This is a genomic window from Phycicoccus endophyticus (assembly GCF_011326735.1).
Classification (GTDB): Bacteria; Actinomycetota; Actinomycetes; order Actinomycetales; family Dermatophilaceae; genus Phycicoccus; species Phycicoccus endophyticus.
In genome coordinates, this window is the sequence record NZ_JAANCN010000010.1 from 1 (window position 1) to 15,514 (window position 15,514).

General features: G+C 74.0%; 13 protein-coding genes. 3 read left to right on the forward strand and 10 right to left on the reverse strand.

Annotated features, from left to right (window positions below; genetic code table 11):
- Both G8D98_RS11465 and G8D98_RS11470 read right to left on the reverse strand, forming a co-directional pair.
- On the reverse strand, positions 1-1,998 hold a 1,998-nt coding region (locus tag G8D98_RS11465; RefSeq protein WP_240920866.1), incomplete at its 3' end, for an FAD-binding and (Fe-S)-binding domain-containing protein.
- Positions 1,995-3,680, reverse strand: coding sequence for an L-lactate permease (locus tag G8D98_RS11470; RefSeq protein WP_166103240.1), 1,686 nt, complete (start codon positions 3,678-3,680; stop codon positions 1,995-1,997). The genes G8D98_RS11465 and G8D98_RS11470, both read right to left, overlap by 4 nt.
- 145 nt (positions 3,681-3,825) lie before the next feature.
- Here G8D98_RS11470 and G8D98_RS11475 point away from each other — a divergent pair, with 145 nt between their 5' ends.
- The gene (locus G8D98_RS11475; RefSeq protein ID WP_166103242.1) at positions 3,826-4,470 is read left to right on the forward strand and encodes a GntR family transcriptional regulator; all 645 of its coding nucleotides are present in this window, start codon (positions 3,826-3,828) and stop codon (positions 4,468-4,470) included.
- Positions 4,471-4,481: 11 nt separating this feature from the next.
- Here the strand turns inward: G8D98_RS11475 and G8D98_RS11480 are convergent, their stop codons facing one another.
- From G8D98_RS11480 to G8D98_RS11515, 8 genes are all read right to left on the reverse strand, one after another.
- The gene (locus G8D98_RS11480; RefSeq protein WP_166103245.1) at positions 4,482-5,930 is read right to left on the reverse strand and encodes an aldehyde dehydrogenase family protein; all 1,449 of its coding nucleotides are present in this window, start codon (positions 5,928-5,930) and stop codon (positions 4,482-4,484) included.
- Between the two features lie 20 nt (positions 5,931-5,950).
- Positions 5,951-6,940, reverse strand: a complete 990-nt coding sequence (gene deoC / locus G8D98_RS11485; protein ID WP_166103247.1) for a deoxyribose-phosphate aldolase — start codon at positions 6,938-6,940, stop codon at positions 5,951-5,953.
- A gap of 107 nt (positions 6,941-7,047) precedes the next feature.
- On the reverse strand, positions 7,048-8,715 hold the full coding sequence (locus G8D98_RS11490; protein WP_166103250.1) for a phospho-sugar mutase: 1,668 nt from the start codon (positions 8,713-8,715) through the stop codon (positions 7,048-7,050).
- A 10-nt stretch (positions 8,716-8,725) separates the two neighbouring features.
- The gene (locus tag G8D98_RS11495; protein ID WP_166103252.1) at positions 8,726-9,562 is read right to left on the reverse strand and encodes a purine-nucleoside phosphorylase; all 837 of its coding nucleotides are present in this window, start codon (positions 9,560-9,562) and stop codon (positions 8,726-8,728) included.
- 27 nt (positions 9,563-9,589) lie between these two features.
- On the reverse strand, positions 9,590-10,666 hold the full coding sequence (locus G8D98_RS11500; RefSeq protein WP_166103255.1) for an ABC transporter ATP-binding protein: 1,077 nt from the start codon (positions 10,664-10,666) through the stop codon (positions 9,590-9,592).
- Complete coding sequence (locus tag G8D98_RS11505) at positions 10,663-11,499, reverse strand: ABC transporter permease (RefSeq protein WP_240920867.1); 837 nt, start codon at positions 11,497-11,499, stop codon at positions 10,663-10,665. Before G8D98_RS11505 ends, G8D98_RS11500 begins: the two co-directional genes overlap by 4 nt.
- A gap of 11 nt (positions 11,500-11,510) precedes the next feature.
- Entirely contained in the window at positions 11,511-12,401 is an 891-nt protein-coding gene (locus G8D98_RS11510; protein WP_229661765.1) for an ABC transporter permease, read from the reverse strand.
- Positions 12,394-13,536 carry an ABC transporter substrate-binding protein gene (locus tag G8D98_RS11515; protein ID WP_166103257.1) on the reverse strand — a complete coding sequence of 381 codons (1,143 nt, stop codon included), beginning with the start codon at positions 13,534-13,536 and terminating at the stop codon, positions 12,394-12,396. The genes G8D98_RS11510 and G8D98_RS11515 overlap by 8 nt, the downstream gene beginning before the upstream one ends.
- 147 nt (positions 13,537-13,683) lie before the next feature.
- Here G8D98_RS11515 and G8D98_RS11520 point away from each other — a divergent pair, with 147 nt between their 5' ends.
- Both G8D98_RS11520 and G8D98_RS11525 read left to right on the forward strand, forming a co-directional pair.
- A complete protein-coding gene (locus G8D98_RS11520) occupies positions 13,684-15,153 on the forward strand; it encodes an NAD(P)H-quinone dehydrogenase (protein WP_166103259.1) in 1,470 nt (489 codons plus the stop codon).
- Between the two features lie 56 nt (positions 15,154-15,209).
- A complete protein-coding gene (locus G8D98_RS11525) occupies positions 15,210-15,512 on the forward strand; it encodes a hypothetical protein (protein WP_166103262.1) in 303 nt (100 codons plus the stop codon).
- Positions 15,513-15,514 lie beyond the last annotated feature (2 nt).

The following is a 15,514-nucleotide window of genomic DNA, read 5'->3' on the forward strand; positions in this document are numbered from 1 at the left end:
GGCCGGGAGCGCCGGCGGCAGCGCGTCCGCGGTGGTCAGCGCGGTGGAGGCGGCCCGGGTCGCGGCGCCCCAGTGGCGTGCGGCGGCCGCCCAGCCGTGCCGCAGCACCGGCCCGGCGGCCTCGCCCCGCAGCCGCTTCATCAGGTCGCCGGTGTTGATGTGCAATGGGCAGGCGGTGGCGCACAGCCCGTCGACGGCGCAGGTGTCCACGGCGTCGTAGGCGAAGTCGGCCTCGACCTCGCGCAGCGTCGCCTCCTCGCCGGCGCGGCGCAGCCGGGCCATCTCCCGGCGCAGCGCGATCCGCTGGCGGGGGGTGGTCGTGAGGTCGCGGCTCGGGCACACCGGCTCGCAGTACCCGCACTCGACACAGTCGTCGACCTCGTCGTCGACGGCGAGCGGCACCTTGACCGCCGGCTCCGGTGCGCCGGGGCGCGCGATGAGCACGCCCGGGGCCAGGACGCCGGCGGGGTCGCACAGCGCCTTGACCTCACGCATCACGGCGTACAGCTCGGGGCCGTACTGCCGCTCGACGTAGCCGGCCATCATCCGCCCCGTGCCGTGCTCGGCCTTGAGCGAGCCGCCGTGGTGCAGGACGAGGGAGACCATGTCCTCGGTGAACGCGTCCAGGCGCGCGGAGTGCCCGGCCGAGAGGTCCTCGGTGAGCATGAAGTGCAGGTTGCCGTCCTTGGCGTGGCCGAAGACGACGCTGTCGTGGTAGCCGTGCTCGGCGAACAGCCCGATGAGGCGCTCGCACGTCGGCAGCAGCTCGGGGACGGGCACGACGACGTCCTCGAGCAGGGCCGTCGTGCCCCGCGGGCGCGCGCCGGCGACGGTCGCGTACAGGCCTTTGCGGGTGTGCCACAGCCGCGCCCGCGCGCCCGGGTCGGCCGTGAGCTCCGCCGGACCGGACGCGCCGAGACCCTCGAGGGCCGGCCGGGCCTGCTCCGCGCGCCGGGCGACCGCCTCGGCGGTGCCCGCCTGGTACTCGACGAGCAGGGCGGCGTGCTCGCGCACGTCGATGCGGCGCAGCGACGCGTCGGCGCCGGGGTCGCGCTGGCCGACCCGCAGGGCGGCCGCGTCGAGCAGCTCGACGGTCGCCGGTCCGGTGGCGACGATGTCGGGCAGGGCACCGGTGGCCCCGGCGAGGTCGTCGAAGACGAGCAGCCCGGTCATCGCGTGCGGCTCCAGCGGCACCGTCCGCAGCACGACCGAGGCGACGAACCCGAGCGTGCCCTCGCTGCCCACGGCGAGGTGGGCGAGGATGTCGACCGGCGCCGTGTGGTCGAGGAAGGAGTTGACCCCGTAGCCCATCGTGTTCTTCATGGCGTAGAGCCGCTCGATGGTGCGCACCGACCCCGGCGTCGTGCGGACCCGCTCCCGCAGCCGGGCGAGGCCCTCGTGCAGCTCGGGCTCGTCCGCGCGCAGCCGCGCGTCGGCGTCCGGCGCCGAGGAGTCGACCACCGTGCCGCTCGGCAGGACGAGGACGAGCGAGTCCAAGGTGGTGTAGGTGTTCGCGGCGATCCCGCACGCCATCCCGCTGCTGTTGTTCGCCACGACGCCCCCGAGGGTGCACGCGACCTCGCTCGCCGGGTCCGGGCCGAGCTTGCGGCCGTAGCGCGCCAGGCGGGTGTTCACCGCCCGGACGGTCGCGCCGGGGCCGACCCGCACCCGGGCGCCGTCCTCGAGCACCTCGATGTCGCGGAAGTGCCGCCGGGTGTCCACGAGCAGCCCGGTCGTGCTCGCCTGGCCGGAGAGGCTGGTCCCGCCGGAGCGGAAGGTCAGGGGCAGCCCCTGGGCCGCCGCGGCCGCGAAGAGCCGCCCGACCTCGACGGCGTCCACCGGCGTGGCCACCGCCTGCGGGGTCATCGCGTAGTGCGAGGCGTCGTGGGCCATCTTCAGCCGGTCGAGGGCCCGCCGCGAGAGCCGGGCGGGGTCGGCCAGGGCGGCGGCGAGCCGGTCGCGGTCGCCGTCGGGGCGCGGTGTCGTGGGCACGCTCACCCCACGACCATCCAGCCGAGCACCGGTGTGGACTGCAGGAGCACGAGGAGGCACATGAGCAGCAGGAGCAGCAGGCTCCAGCCGAGCACCCGGCGGAAGAGCAGGCTCTCGCGGCCCTCCATCCCGACGACCGCGGCGGCGATCGCGAGGTTCTGCGGCGAGATCATCTTCCCGAGGACCCCGCCGGAGGTGTTCGCCGCCGCGAGCAGGTACGGGCTGAGGTGGGTCTCCTCCGCGGCGGTCACCTGGAGCAGCCCGAAGAGAGAGTTCGAGGAGGTGTCCGAGCCGGTGACGGCGACGCCGATCCAGCCGACGACCGCGGAGAGGAAGGCGAAGAAGCCACCGGTCGAGGCGAGCGCGAGGCCGAGGGTGACCGTCTGCCCGGAGAAGTTCATCACGTAGGCCAGGGCGAGCACCGAGACGACGGTGAGGATCGTGAACCGGAACTGGACGACGACGTCGAGCAGGGCCCGGGCCGCCGCGGCCGCCCTCACCCGGTAGACCAGGGCCGTCACGACGCCGGCGACGAGCAGGGTGGTCCCGGCCGCGGAGAAGACGTTGAGGTTGAAGGTCGCCGCCGCGAGCGGCGTGCCGTCGGAGCCGGCCACCTGCAGCCCGGGCCAGTCGAGCTTCCAGCCGGAGTGGTCGGCGAGGAAGGTCTTCAGCGGGCCGAAGGAGACGGCGGTGAAGAGCAGGACGACGACGAGGTAGGGGGCGAAGGCGAGCAGGGCCTGCCGGCCGCTCACCGCGGTGGTGACGGACTCGGCCTCGGTGGCCGTCAGGGTGGTGCCGCCCCCGCCGGCGCTCGCGGCGGAGGCGCCGGCAGCCGCCGGCTCGCCCTCCTCGGGGGCCTGGTCCTGGAGCACCTGGGCAGGCTGCCACACGCGCAGCAGGAGGACGAGCGCGAGGGCGCCGACGAACGCGGCGAGGATGTCGGTGATCTCGTAGGCGAGGAAGTTCGAGGTCACGTACTGCGTCAGCGCGAAGCCCAGCCCGCCGACGAGCGCGGGCAGCCACGCCTGGCGCAGGCCGCGCCGGCCGTCGACCATGACGACGAGGACGAGCGGGACGATGGCGGCGAGCACGGGGGTCTGCCGCCCGGCCATCGAGGCGAGGTCGGCGGCGTCCAGCCCGGTGATCTTGGCCAGGGTCGTGATCGGGACGGCGATCGCGCCGAAGGCCACCGGCGCGGTGTTGGCGACGAGGGCCACGGCGGCGGCCTTGAGCGGGCGCAGGCCGACGGCGATGAGCATGACCGCGGTGACGGCGACCGGCGTGCCGAAGCCCGCGAGGGCCTCGAGGAGGGCGCCGAAGCAGAAGGCGATGAGGATGGCCTGGACCCGGTGGTCGGGGGAGACGCTGCCGAACGCGCGACGCAGGAGCAGGTCGTAGCCGGTGAGCTCGGTGAGCCGGAAGACCCAGATGGCGGTCAGGACGATCCAGATGATCGGGAAGAGGCCGAAGCCGGCGCCCTCGCTGGCCGCGAGGAGGGACTGCGAGGCCGGCATCCCGAAGGCGAGCACCGCGACGAGCAGGGCGACGAGCAGGGAGGCCAGGCCGGCCTGCCAGGCCTTCCAGCGCAGCCCGCCGAGGAGGGCGAAGAGGGTGAGCAGCGGCAGCGCCGCGACGAGCGCGGAGAGGGCGAGCGACCCGGCGACGGGGTCGGGGACGGGCTGGAACATGGGGGCACTCCTTCGGGCCACCCGCGCGCCGTCGCGCGGACATAGGGATGAACGTAAGACGTGAGAACTTGTCTGTCAATCATCCGAGCAGTTCGTCTGCTGCGATCGCCTAGGATGAGGACCCCGCCGTCGAAGGAGGCCGCCCGTGAAGCTGCGCACCGTCTCGCTCGTCGACGCCCTCACCGACACCCTGCGCACGCGGGTCCTCGACGGCGAGGTCGACCCGGGCGCCGGGCTCACCGAGAACGACGTCGCGGCGGAGTACGACGTCTCCCGGCCCACAGCCAAGGCGGCCATCGCGACCCTCGTCCAGCAGGGCCTGCTGCGGCGCGAGCCGCACAAGTCCGCCCGCGTCCCGGTGCTCACCGAGGGCGACGTCGAGGACCTCTTCCGGGTGCGCCTGCCCCTCGAGCTCGCCGTCGTCCACGCCCTCATGGAGCAGGAGCAGGTCCCGCGGGCCGCGGCGGAGGCGGTCGACGCGCTCGCGCACGTGCCGCTCGACGCGCGCCACAGCGTGTTCGTCCACGCCGACCTCGGCTTCCACCGCGCCCTCGTCGAGGCCGTGGGTAGCCCGCGGCTCTCACGCGTCTACGGCGACCTCAGCGGGGAGATCCACCTGTCGATGATCCAGAACCGCGAGGCGCTCGGGCGCGACCGGATCGCCGCCGAGCACCGCGGAGTCCTCCAGGCGATGGAGCGCGGCGACGGCCCGGTGGCCGAGCAGCTGATGCGCCGCCACCTCGAGGGGGCCTGCGCCGCCCTCGTCGAGCGGCTCCGCCCGCCGGCCTGACCGGCCCGGGGTCAGGCCGGGGAGCTGGTGCGCACGTAGGGAGCCAGCCCGTGCCGGCCGCCCTCGCGGCCGTAGCCGGACTCCTTGTAGCCGCCGAACGGGCTCGTGGGGTCGAACTTGTTGAAGGTGTTGGCCCACACGACCCCGGCCCGCAGCTGGTCGGCCATCCACAGGATCCGGCTGCCCTTCTCGGTCCAGATGCCCGCCGAGAGGCCGTAGGGGGTGTTGTTGGCCTTGGCCACGGCCTCCCCGGGGGTGCGGAAGGTGAGCACCGAGACCACCGGCCCGAAGATCTCCTCCTGGGCGATCCGGTGGCTCTGGGCGACGCCGCTGAAGACCGTCGGGCGGAACCAGAACCCGCTGGAGGGCAGCTCGCAGCCGGAGTCCCAGCGCTCGGCCCCCTCGGCCTCGCCGACGGTGACCATCTCCTCGATCCGCTCCAGCTGGACGCGGCTGTTGATGGCGCCGACGTCGGTGTTCTTGTCCATCGGGTCACCGACCCGCAGCCTCGCCAGCCGGCGCTTGAGCCGGCGGTCGAGCTCCTCGGCGATGTTCTCCTGGACCAGGATCCGGCTGCCGGCACAGCAGACGTGGCCCTGGTTGAAGAAGATGCCGTCGACGATCCCCTCGACGGCCTGGTCGATCGGGGCGTCGTCGAAGACGATGTTGGCGGCCTTGCCGCCGAGCTCGAGCGTGGCCGTCTTGCGGGTGCCGGCGATGGAGCGGGCGATCATCTTCCCGACCGCGGTGGAGCCGGTGAAGGCCAGCTTGTCGACGCCCGGGTGGTCCACGAGGGCCTGGCCGGTGGCGCCCGCGCCGGTGACGATGTTGACGACACCGGGCGGCAGGTCGGCCTGCTGGCAGACCTCGGCGAAGAGCAGCGCCGTCAGCGGGGTGGTCTCGGCCGGCTTGAGGACGACCGTGTTGCCGCAGGCCAGCGCCGGTGCCACCTTCCACGCGAGCATGAGCAGGGGGAAGTTCCACGGGATGACCTGGCCGACGACGCCGACCGGGCGCGGGTCCTCGCCGAGCGCGGCGTAGGAGAGCTTGTCGGCCCAGCCGGCGTGGTAGAAGAAGTGCGCCGCGACGAGCGGGATGTCGACGTCACGGCTCTCCCGGATCGGCTTGCCGTTGTCGAGGGTCTCCAGGACGGCGAACTCGCGGGCCCGCTCCTGGATGATCCGGGCGATCCGGTAGAGGTACTTGCCGCGGTCGGCGCCGCTCGTTCGCGACCACACCCGGGTGTAGGCGGTACGGGCCGCGCGCACGGCCGCGTCGACGTCGGCGGCGCTGGCCTCGGTGACCTCGGCGAGCACCTCCTCGGTGGCCGGGTTGACGGTCTTCAGCGGCGCGCCGCCCTCGGACTGGACGAACTCACCGCCGATGAACAGCCCGTAGCTGGCGGCGACGTCGACGACCGAGCGGGACTCGGGGGCGGGGGCGTACTCGAAGGTGGGCATCCGTGGCGTCCTCGTTCTGCTCAGTAACCGCTGGGGGCGTCGTCGGCGACGTAGTCGGCGCCGGAGTAGGCGCCGGTACGCATGCGCTGGCGCTGGAGGACGAGGTCGTTGAGCAGGCTCGAGGCACCGAAACGGAACCAGTGCGCGTCGAGCCACTCCTCGCCGGCGACCTCGTTCACCGTCACGAGGTAGCGGATGGCGTCCTTGCTCGTGCGGATGCCGCCGGCGGGCTTGACCCCGACCTGCTCGCCGGTCAGCTCGCGCCAGTCGCGGACCGCCTCGAGCATGACGAGGGTCACCGGCAGCGTCGCGGCGGGGGAGATCTTGCCCGTGGAGGTCTTGATGAAGTCGGCCCCCGCGAGCATGCACAGCCACGAGGCCCGGCGGACGTTGTCGTACGTCACGAGCTCGCCGGTCTCCATGATCACCTTGAGCCGGGCCTCCCCGCAGGCCGCCTTCGTCTCGGCAACCTCGTCGAAGACCTGCCGGTAGTCGCCGGCGAGGAAGGCCCCGCGGTCGATGACCATGTCGACCTCGTCGGCGCCGTTGGCCACGGCGTCCCGGGTGTCGGCCAGCTTGACCGCCCGGCTGGCCCGGCCGCTGGGGAAGGCGGTGGCGACGGCCGCGATCCGGACCGTGGAGTGCCCGAGCACCTCCCGCGCGAACGGCACCATGTCGCCGTAGACGCAGACCGCGGCCGGGCTCGGTGTCGTGGGGTCGCTCGGGTCCGGTACGAGGGCGCGGGCGGCGAGGCCGCGCACCTTGCCGGGGGTGTCGGCGCCCTCGAGGGTGGTGAGGTCGATCATCGAGATGGCGGTGTCGACCGCCCACGCCTTGCTCGTCGTCTTCACCGAGCGGGTCGAGAGGGCTGCGGCCCGGGCCTCGCAGCCCACCTGGTCGACCCCCGGCAGGCCGTGCAGCCAGCCGGTGAGGGCGGTGGTGGTCAGGCGCGAGACCCCGAGGATGTCCCGGGCCCGAGCCGTCACGTCGACGTCGGTGGCGGTGCTCACCCGGGGAGTCTACGGGGGCGCGCAGGCCGGGGTCACCGTCGCAGCCCCGTCCCGCGGTGAGTGCGCAGGTGGTGGCCGGGGCGACCGCGCGCGCACTCGAGCCGGGGTCAGGGGCGGGTGGCGGCCTCGAGATCGGTGCGGACGGCGGCCAGCCGGGCCGCGGCACGCTCGCGCGCAGAGCGGAGGTCGCCACCGGCGACGGGCTCGACGACCTCGAGGTACACCTTGAGCTTCGGCTCGGTGCCCGACGGGCGGACGATGACCCGCGACCCGTCCGTGAGGTACCAGCGCAGCCCCTCGGTCGGCGGCAGCCCGCCGTCGCCGCGGGCCAGGTCGTCCACCCGCTCCACGGCGACCCCCGCGACCTGCGCGGGCGGCTGCGCCCGCAGCCGGTCCATGACCCGGCCGATGAGCCCGAGGTCCTCCACGCGGACCGCGAAGGAGTCCGTGGCGTGCACCCCGTGCTCGCCGGCGAGGTCGTCGAGCCGGTCGAGCAGGCTGCGCCCCTCCGCCGCGAGGGTCGCGACCATCTCGGCGACGAGCAGCGCGGCCGTGACGCCGTCCTTGTCGCGCACGTGCGCCGGGTCGACGCAGTACCCGAGCGCCTCCTCGTAGCCGTAGCGCAGGCCCGGTACCCGGCCGATCCACTTGAAGCCGGTGAGGGTCTCCTCGTGGCGGACGCCGGCGGCCCGGCACATCGCGGCGAGCATGCGGGAGGAGACGATCGAGCTGGCGAACACGGCCTCGGCGGAGTCGGGCACGACCCCGCGCGACAGCACGTGCGACCCGAGCAGCACGCCGACCTCGTCGCCGCGGAGCATCCGCCACCCGCCCGGGCCGGGCACGGCGACGGCGCAGCGGTCGGCGTCGGGGTCGTTCGCGACGACGACGTCGGGACCGGTCTGCTCGGCGAGCTCGAGCGCGGCGTCCATCGCCCCCGGCTCCTCCGGGTTGGGGAATGACACGGTGGGGAACATCGGGTCCGGCTCGGCCTGCGACGGCACGGGGACCGGCTCCGGGAAGCCGGCGGCCGCGAACGCGCGCCGAACCGTCTCCGACCCCACGCCGTGCAGCGCCGTGTGCACGACCGTGACGTCGCGCGGCGAACCCGGCGCGAGGACCGTGACGGCGTCGGCGAGGTAGGCCTCGAGCACCTCGTCGCCGAGGGTCTCCCAGCCGTCGTCCGCCCGCGGCACCGACGCCACCGACCCCACCGCGGCGATCCGCTCGGCGATCTGCCCGTCGACCGGGGGCACGATCTGCGAGCCGTCGCCGACGTACACCTTGTAGCCGTTGTCCTCGGGCGGGTTGTGCGAGGCGGTGACCATCACTCCGGCGTCGGCGCCCAGGTACCGGATCGCGTACGCCAGCACCGGCGTCGGCAGCGGATGGGGGAGCACGACCGCACGCCCGCCCATCCCCGTGACGACCGCGCAGGTGTCGTGGGCGAAGACGTCGCTGTTGGTGCGTGCGTCGAACCCGACGACGACGAAGGGCTCGGCGTCGAGGGTCTGCAGGTACGCCGTGAGCCCGGCCGCGGCCCGGATGACGACGGCGCGGTTCATCCGGTGCGGGCCGCCGCCGAGGCGGCCGCGCAGCCCGGCGGTGCCGAACTCGAGCATCCCGGACATCGCGTCGGCGAGCTCGGCGTGCGCCGCGGTGTCGCCGCCCTGGGCGGCCGTGGCGAGCCGCTCGAGCTCGGCGTGGGTCACCGGGTCGGGGTCGTCGTCGGCCCAGGCACGGGCGGCGCGGAGGAGATCCTCGAGGTCGCTCATCGCGGCGCTCTCAGGCGAGCCGGACGACGTCGGCGAGGAGGCGGCCGCAACGGTCGGCGGCCGCGCGTCCGGCGGCGAGGACCTCCTCGTGGCTCAGCGGGTCGGGCGAGATGCCGGCGGCGGCGTTGGTCACGAGCGAGATGCCGAGCACCTCGAGGCCGGCCTGGCGGGCGGCGATGGCCTCGAGCGAGGTCGACATGCCGACGAGGTCGCCACCGAGCACCTTGGCCATCCGCACCTCGGCCGGGGTCTCGTAGTGCGGCCCGCGGAACTGCACGTACACGCCCTCGTCGAGGGTCGGGTCGACCTCCTGGGCGAGCGCGCGCAGCCGCGGGGAGTACAGGTCGGTGAGGTCGACGAAGTGCGCGCCCTCGATGGGGGAGTGCGCGGTGAGGTTGATGTGGTCGCTGATGAGCACCGGCGTGCCGGGCGCCCACTCCGGGCGCAGGCCCCCGCACCCGTTCGTGATGACGAGGCTCGAGCAGCCGGCGGCCGCGGCGGTGCGCACGCCGTGCACGACCGACCGCACGCCCCGGCCCTCGTAGAAGTGGGTGCGGGTGCCGTAGACGAGCGCCCGGCGGCCGGTGTCGCCGACCGCGACCGAGCGCATCGTGCCGCTGTGCCCCTCGACCGCGGCCTTGGCGAAGCCTGGCACGTCGGTGTTCTCGATGCTCGCGAGTGTCTCGCCGACGAGGTCGCCGGCCTGCCCCCAGCCGGAGCCGAGGACGAGGGCGATGTCGTGCCGGTCGGCCCCCGTGCGCTCGCGGATGACCGCGGCGGCGGCCTCGGCGACCGCGAACGGGTCGGTCGCGGGGTCGGTCAGGTCGTGGGCGGCGGCGTCGGTCACGGTGGCGAGCCTACCGACGGGCGCGGCTCAGTCCGCGACCGCGAGGGCAGCGTCACCCCGGGGAGCCAGGTGCACCCGGTCGCCGGGGCGGTAGCGCGTCACGTCGGTGTTCGCGACCTGCACCGAGACCTCCTCACCCTCCGGCGTGCGGGCCACGACCCGGCCGTGCCCGCCGAGGAAGCTCGCGCTGACCACGGTCGCGGGCGCGGGACCGTCGCCGGGCTCGACGACGATCCCCTCCGGACGGACGAGCACGACCGCCTCGGGACCGTCGGCGGACCCGGGCAGCACGGGGATGCTGCCGCCGAGAACCTGCGCCCGTCCGTCCTCGACCCGGGCGCGCAGGCGGTTGGTCAGCCCGACGAAGTCGGCGACGAACGGCGTGCGGGGTGCGCTGTACAGCTCCGCCGGGGGTGCGACCTGCTCGAGGCGGCCCACCGACATCACCCCGACCCGGTCGGCGACCGCGAGCGCCTCCTCCTGGTCGTGGGTGACGAAGAGCGTCGTCGTGCCGACCTCGAGCTGGATGCGGCGGATCTCGTCGCGCAGCTGGGCGCGGACCTTGGCGTCGAGCGCCGACAGCGGCTCGTCGAGCAGGAGCACCTGCGGCTCGATGGCGAGCGCCCGGGCCAGCGCCACCCGCTGCTGCTGGCCGCCGGAGAGCTGGTGGGCGTACTTGTCGGCGTGCACCGAGAGCCCGACGAGCTCGAGCATCTCCCCGGCGCGGGCCCGCCGGGCGCTCCTGTCCCGGCCGCGCAGCTCGAGGCCGAACTCGACGTTCTGGCGGGCGGTCATGTGCGGGAAGAGGCTGTAGGCCTGGAAGACCATCCCCATGTCGCGCTTGTTCGTCGGGACGCCCGTGATGTCGCGGCCGCCGACCTCGATCGACCCCGAGTCGGGGTCCTCCAGGCCCGCGAGGCAGCGCAGCGCGGTCGTCTTGCCGCACCCGGAGGGTCCGAGCAGGGCGACGAGCTCGCCGGGCTCGAGGTGCAGCGTCAGGCCGTCGAGCGCGGCGACCCCGCCGTAGACGCGGCGCAGCTCGGTCAGCTGCACCGCGATGCCGCGGGTGCTCGGGTCGGTCGGGGCGGGTGTGGTCGAGGTCATGCAGGGTTCTCCTTGCGGGGACGGCGCCGCCGGGCCAGGCGCCCGGTACCGGCCGGGCGGGTGCCGACGAACGACATCGCGAAGAGGACGACGAAGCCGAAGACGAGCGCGGCGAGCCCGACGGCGACCGAGATCTGCGCGTCGGACTTGCCGAGCTCGTACATGGCCACCTGGAGGTTCTTCTTGCTGAACAGGCTGGCGATGGTGAACTCGCCGAGGACGAGCGCGACGGACAGGAACGAGGCGGACAGCACCGCGGTGCGCAGGTTGGGCAGCACGACGCGCCACATCACGGTGAGCCAGCCGGCGCCGAGCGAGCGCGCCGCCTCCGAGAGGGTGCGGACGTCGATCGCCCGCAGGCCGGCGTCGAGCGAGCGGTAGGCGTAGGGCAGGACGAGCACGACGTAGGCGAGCGAGAGCCACAGCGTCGAGGCGCCGAACAGGTAGTACACCCAGGCGTAGACCGGCGTGAGGCCGACGACGAGGACGATCGCCGGCACCGTGAGCGGGAGGAGGCAGACGAACTCCACCGTCCGCGACAGCCCCGGCAGCCGCAGCCGCACCCAGGTCATCGTCGGGACGAGCAGCACGAGCATCGCGAGCGGGGTGATGACCGCCAGCCCGACCGAGGCGAGGAAGCCCTCCTTGAGCGCCGGGTACTCGACGGAGACGGTCGAGACGTCGGCGAGCGTCCGCCAGGTCTGCGCGGTGCGGCCCTCGCCGCCGGGGCCCTGGGTCGTGTAGTCGAGCATCCCGAGCAGGGGCAGGAGGAAGAAGGCGAGCAGCACCGCGAGGGTGACCCACCGGAAGACCCGCTGGCGGCGGCGGAACACGGACCGGCCGCTCACCGCATCCACCGCCCCGCGCGCCGGTCGAGCCACGCGTAGAGGACCATGACGACGGCGACGACGAGGACCATCTCCAGGGCCATCGCCTTGCCCGCGTTCTCCTGGCCGAGGATGACCTCCGAGGAGAGCGAGCTCCCGATCTGCAGCGGCAGCAGCGGGTTGGCCTGGGAGACGAGCGCCTTCGCGGTGGAGTAGGCCGAGAACGCGTTGGTGAACAGCAGGAGTGCCGCGCCGACGAAGGAGGGCATGAGGATCGGGCCGGCCACCCGGCGCCAGTAGGTCCACGTCGTGCCGCCGAGGGTCTCGGTGGCCTCGCGCCACTGCGGGCGCAGCCCCTCCACGGCCGGGAGGAAGACGATGAGCATGAGCGGGATCTGGAAGTACAGGTACACGAGCACCAGGCCGCGGTCCCACTCGTAGAGCCACAGCCCCGAGCCCGTGCCCAGCCCGACCCGGCCGAGGAGCACGCTGAGCAGCCCCTGCGCGCTGAACGACGCGATGAACGCGAAGGCCAGTGCGACACCGCCGAACTGCGCGAGCACCCCGCACAGGGAGGTGAAGAACCGCCGGGTCACCGACCCCTCCCGTGCGGTGCTCACGGCGTAGGCGAGCACCCCGCCGACGAGGGCGCCGACGAGCGAGGTGACCGCCGAGAGGATGACCGACTGAGTCAGGCCCCGCACGACCGAGGGCTCGGTCAGCGCCTCGAGGTTGCCGAGGGTGAAGCGGTTGTCGGCGTCGAGGAAGGCCCCGATGACGACGACGGCCGTCGGGACGATGAGGAAGACCGTCGTGTAGGCGAAGAACGGGACCACCCCGGCGAGGGCGCCCGACGGTCGCAGCCGTCGCAGCGCCCCCGCGCGCGGGGGGGCCGCCGGCTCAGCCAACGGCGTTCGCCCAGTTCTTCGTCAGGTAGGCGCTGCCGGAGTCGGCGTCCTCCTGGGTCGGCACGACCGGGGTCCCGGTGACCTCCGGCAGGGCGGCGGCGGCATCCTCGTCGAGGGTGCCGGCGCTGTGCATCGCGTCGAACCGGACCGGCCGGGCGCCGCCCTTGAGCCACAGGTTCTGGCCCTCGTCGCTGTAGAGGAACTCCTCCCACAGCCGGGCCGCCGCCGGGTGCGGGGCGTCGGCGTTGACCGCCTGGTAGTAGTAGCCCGCGACGACCGCGTCGTCCGGGACGACGACCTTCCAGCTCGGGACCTGGCTGCTCAGGCCGGCGTTGAGGTAGTCCCAGTCGATGACGACGGGGGTCTGGCCGGACTGCACGGTCGCCGGCGTGGGGTCGACGGGCAGGAAGTTGCCGGCCTCCTTGAGCCGCTTGAAGAAGTCGACGCCCTTGGCGAGGTCGCCGGCGCTGCCGCCCTCGGCGATCGAGACCATCTGGACGCCCGCGAACGCGGCCCCGGCCTCGGTCGGGTTGCCGTTGAGCGCCACCTTGCCCTCGTAGTCGGACTTCAGGAGGTCCTGGACGCTCGTCGGGGCGGGGACCTTGTCGGAGTCGTAGCCGATGCTCATGTAGCCGCCGTAGTCGTTGACCCAGGTCCCGTCGGGGTCCTTGAACTCCTCGGGGATGTCCTCCCACGTCGAGACCTGGTACGGAGCGAACATGTCGGTGTTGACGAGGGCGACCGACGCGCCGAGGTCGAAGACGTCCGGAGCCCCGGACTGGCCCTTGAGCCGCTCGGCGGTCGAGATCTCGTCCGCGCTGCTGGCGTCCGGCTGGTCGCTCGTCACCTCGATGTCGGGGTACTTGGCCTGGAAGGCCTTGATCACCTCGCCGTAGTTCGCCCAGTCCGGCGGCAGGGCGATGACGTTGAGCGCACCCTCCTCGGTGGCGGCGTCGACGAGGGCGTCCATCCCGCCGAGGTCCTCCGCCGAGGTCGCGCTCGCGGCGGAGCTGGCGCCATCCTCGCCCGAGTCCCCGGAGTCGCTGTCGGTCGGCGGGGAGCAGGCGACGAGCGCGACGGCGGCGAGCCCGGCGACGGCGAGAGCGCCGGCGCGGCGGCCGAAGGGACGGGACATGGTGACCTCCTGGAAGGACGGGCGGCCGGAGCCGGGGGCCGGTGACGGTCCCGCAGGCACTCTAGGGACTCCGGCGGCGGCGCGGAACGGGACGGGGGGAGGCGTCTCGCGCGGGCAGGCCCGGAGCGGGGCGCGACGGGTGGTTGGATGGGGGCCGTGAACGTGCGCTCGAGCAGAGTCGTCATCCTCGGCGGCGGCCCCGGTGGCTACGAGGCCGCGCTCGTCGGCGCCCACCTCGGGGCCGAGGTCACCGTCGTCGAGCGCAGTGGCGTCGGGGGCGCCGCGGTGCTCACCGACTGCGTCCCGAGCAAGGCGCTCATCTCGACCGCCGACTACATGAGCGACTTCGAGACCGCTGCCCACCTCGGGGTGCACCTGCAGGACCACGAGGGCGACGAGGTCACCGACGCCGTCGCCGACCTGCCCGAGGTCAACCGGCGGGTGCTCGACCTCGCGGGGGCCCAGAGCGCCGACATCACCGCGCGGCTCGGCGAGGTCGGGGTGCGCGTCGTCGCGGGGGAGGGCCGGCTCGTCGCGCCGACGACGGTGCGGGTGACCGGCGGCTCCGACGGCGGAGAGTCCGCGGACGCCGAGCCTGCCGCTGGCGCCGGTGACGGCTCGGGCGGCCGGGACATCGAGGCCGACGTCGTCCTCGTGGCGACCGGTGCCTCGCCCCGGGTCATGGACACCGCGGTGCCGGACGGGGAGCGCATCCTCACCTGGCAGCAGATCTACGACCTGCGCGAGCTGCCCGAGCGGCTCGTCGTCGTCGGGTCCGGGGTCACCGGTGCCGAGCTCGCGCAGGCCTACCTCGGGCTCGGGAGCGAGGTCGTCCTCGTCTCCTCGCGCGACCGGGTGCTGCCGGGGGAGGACCCGGAGGCGGCCGCCGTCATCGAGGACGTCTTCCGCAAGCGTGGGATGGAGGTCCTCTCGCGCTCGCGGATGGCGGCGGTGCGGCGCACGGGCGACGGCGTCGTCGTCGAGCTCGAGGACGGTCGTGAGGTCACCGGCAGCCATGCGTTGCTCGCCGTCGGGTCGGTGCCGCAGACCCGGGGCATCGGCCTGGAGGAGGTCGGCGTCGAGCTGGCGCCCTCGGGGCACGTCGCCGTCGACAAGGTCTCGCGCACGTCGGTGCGGGGCGTCTACGCCGCGGGCGACTGCACCGGCGTCCTGCCGTTGGCGTCCGTCGCGGCGATGCAGGGCCGGATCGCCATGTCGCACGCTCTCGGCGACGCGGTCGCACCGCTCAACCTCGGGGTCGTCTCGGCGAACATCTTCACCGACCCGGAGATCGCCACCGTGGGCATCTCCCAGCGCGACGTCGACGAGGAGAAGGTCGACGCCGAGGTGCTCATGCTCCCGCTCTCGCGCAACCCGCGGGCGAAGATGCTGGGCATCACCGACGGGTTCGTCAAGCTCTTCGCGCAGAAGGGGTCGGGGGCCGTGGTCGGCGGTGTCGTCGTCGCGCCGCGGGCCTCGGAGCTGGTCTTCCCCGTCACGCTGGCGGTGCAGCATCGGCTCAACGTCGACCAGGTCGCCTCGACGTTCACCGTCTACCCCTCGCTGTCCGGTTCGGTCGCCGAGGCGGCGCGGCGCCTGCACCCCATCCACGAGTGAGCGGCCGCGGGCGGAACTCTCGTGCCGGCGGTGGGGTTCTCTCTAGAGTGAGACCCGTGGAGGACGAGCAGCTGACACTTCCGACAAGCGCCGACGCCGGCCCGGACCATCCGCACGCGTCGACCGGGTCGACCGGCTCCGGGCCACAGGCGCCGACCGCGAGCGAGCCCGGCCCGCAGAGCCCGTCGGACCCGAGCGACCCGGACCCCGACGTCGAGGAGCCGTGGACCCCGCACGAGCCGGACGACCCGGCGCCGGTGGCACCGAACCCGGCACCCGGCACCGGGGACGACCCCCAGCCGCGTCGCCAGGTCGGCTCCTCCGCCCCGATGACCCCCGGTGAGCGAACCCCCGCTTGACC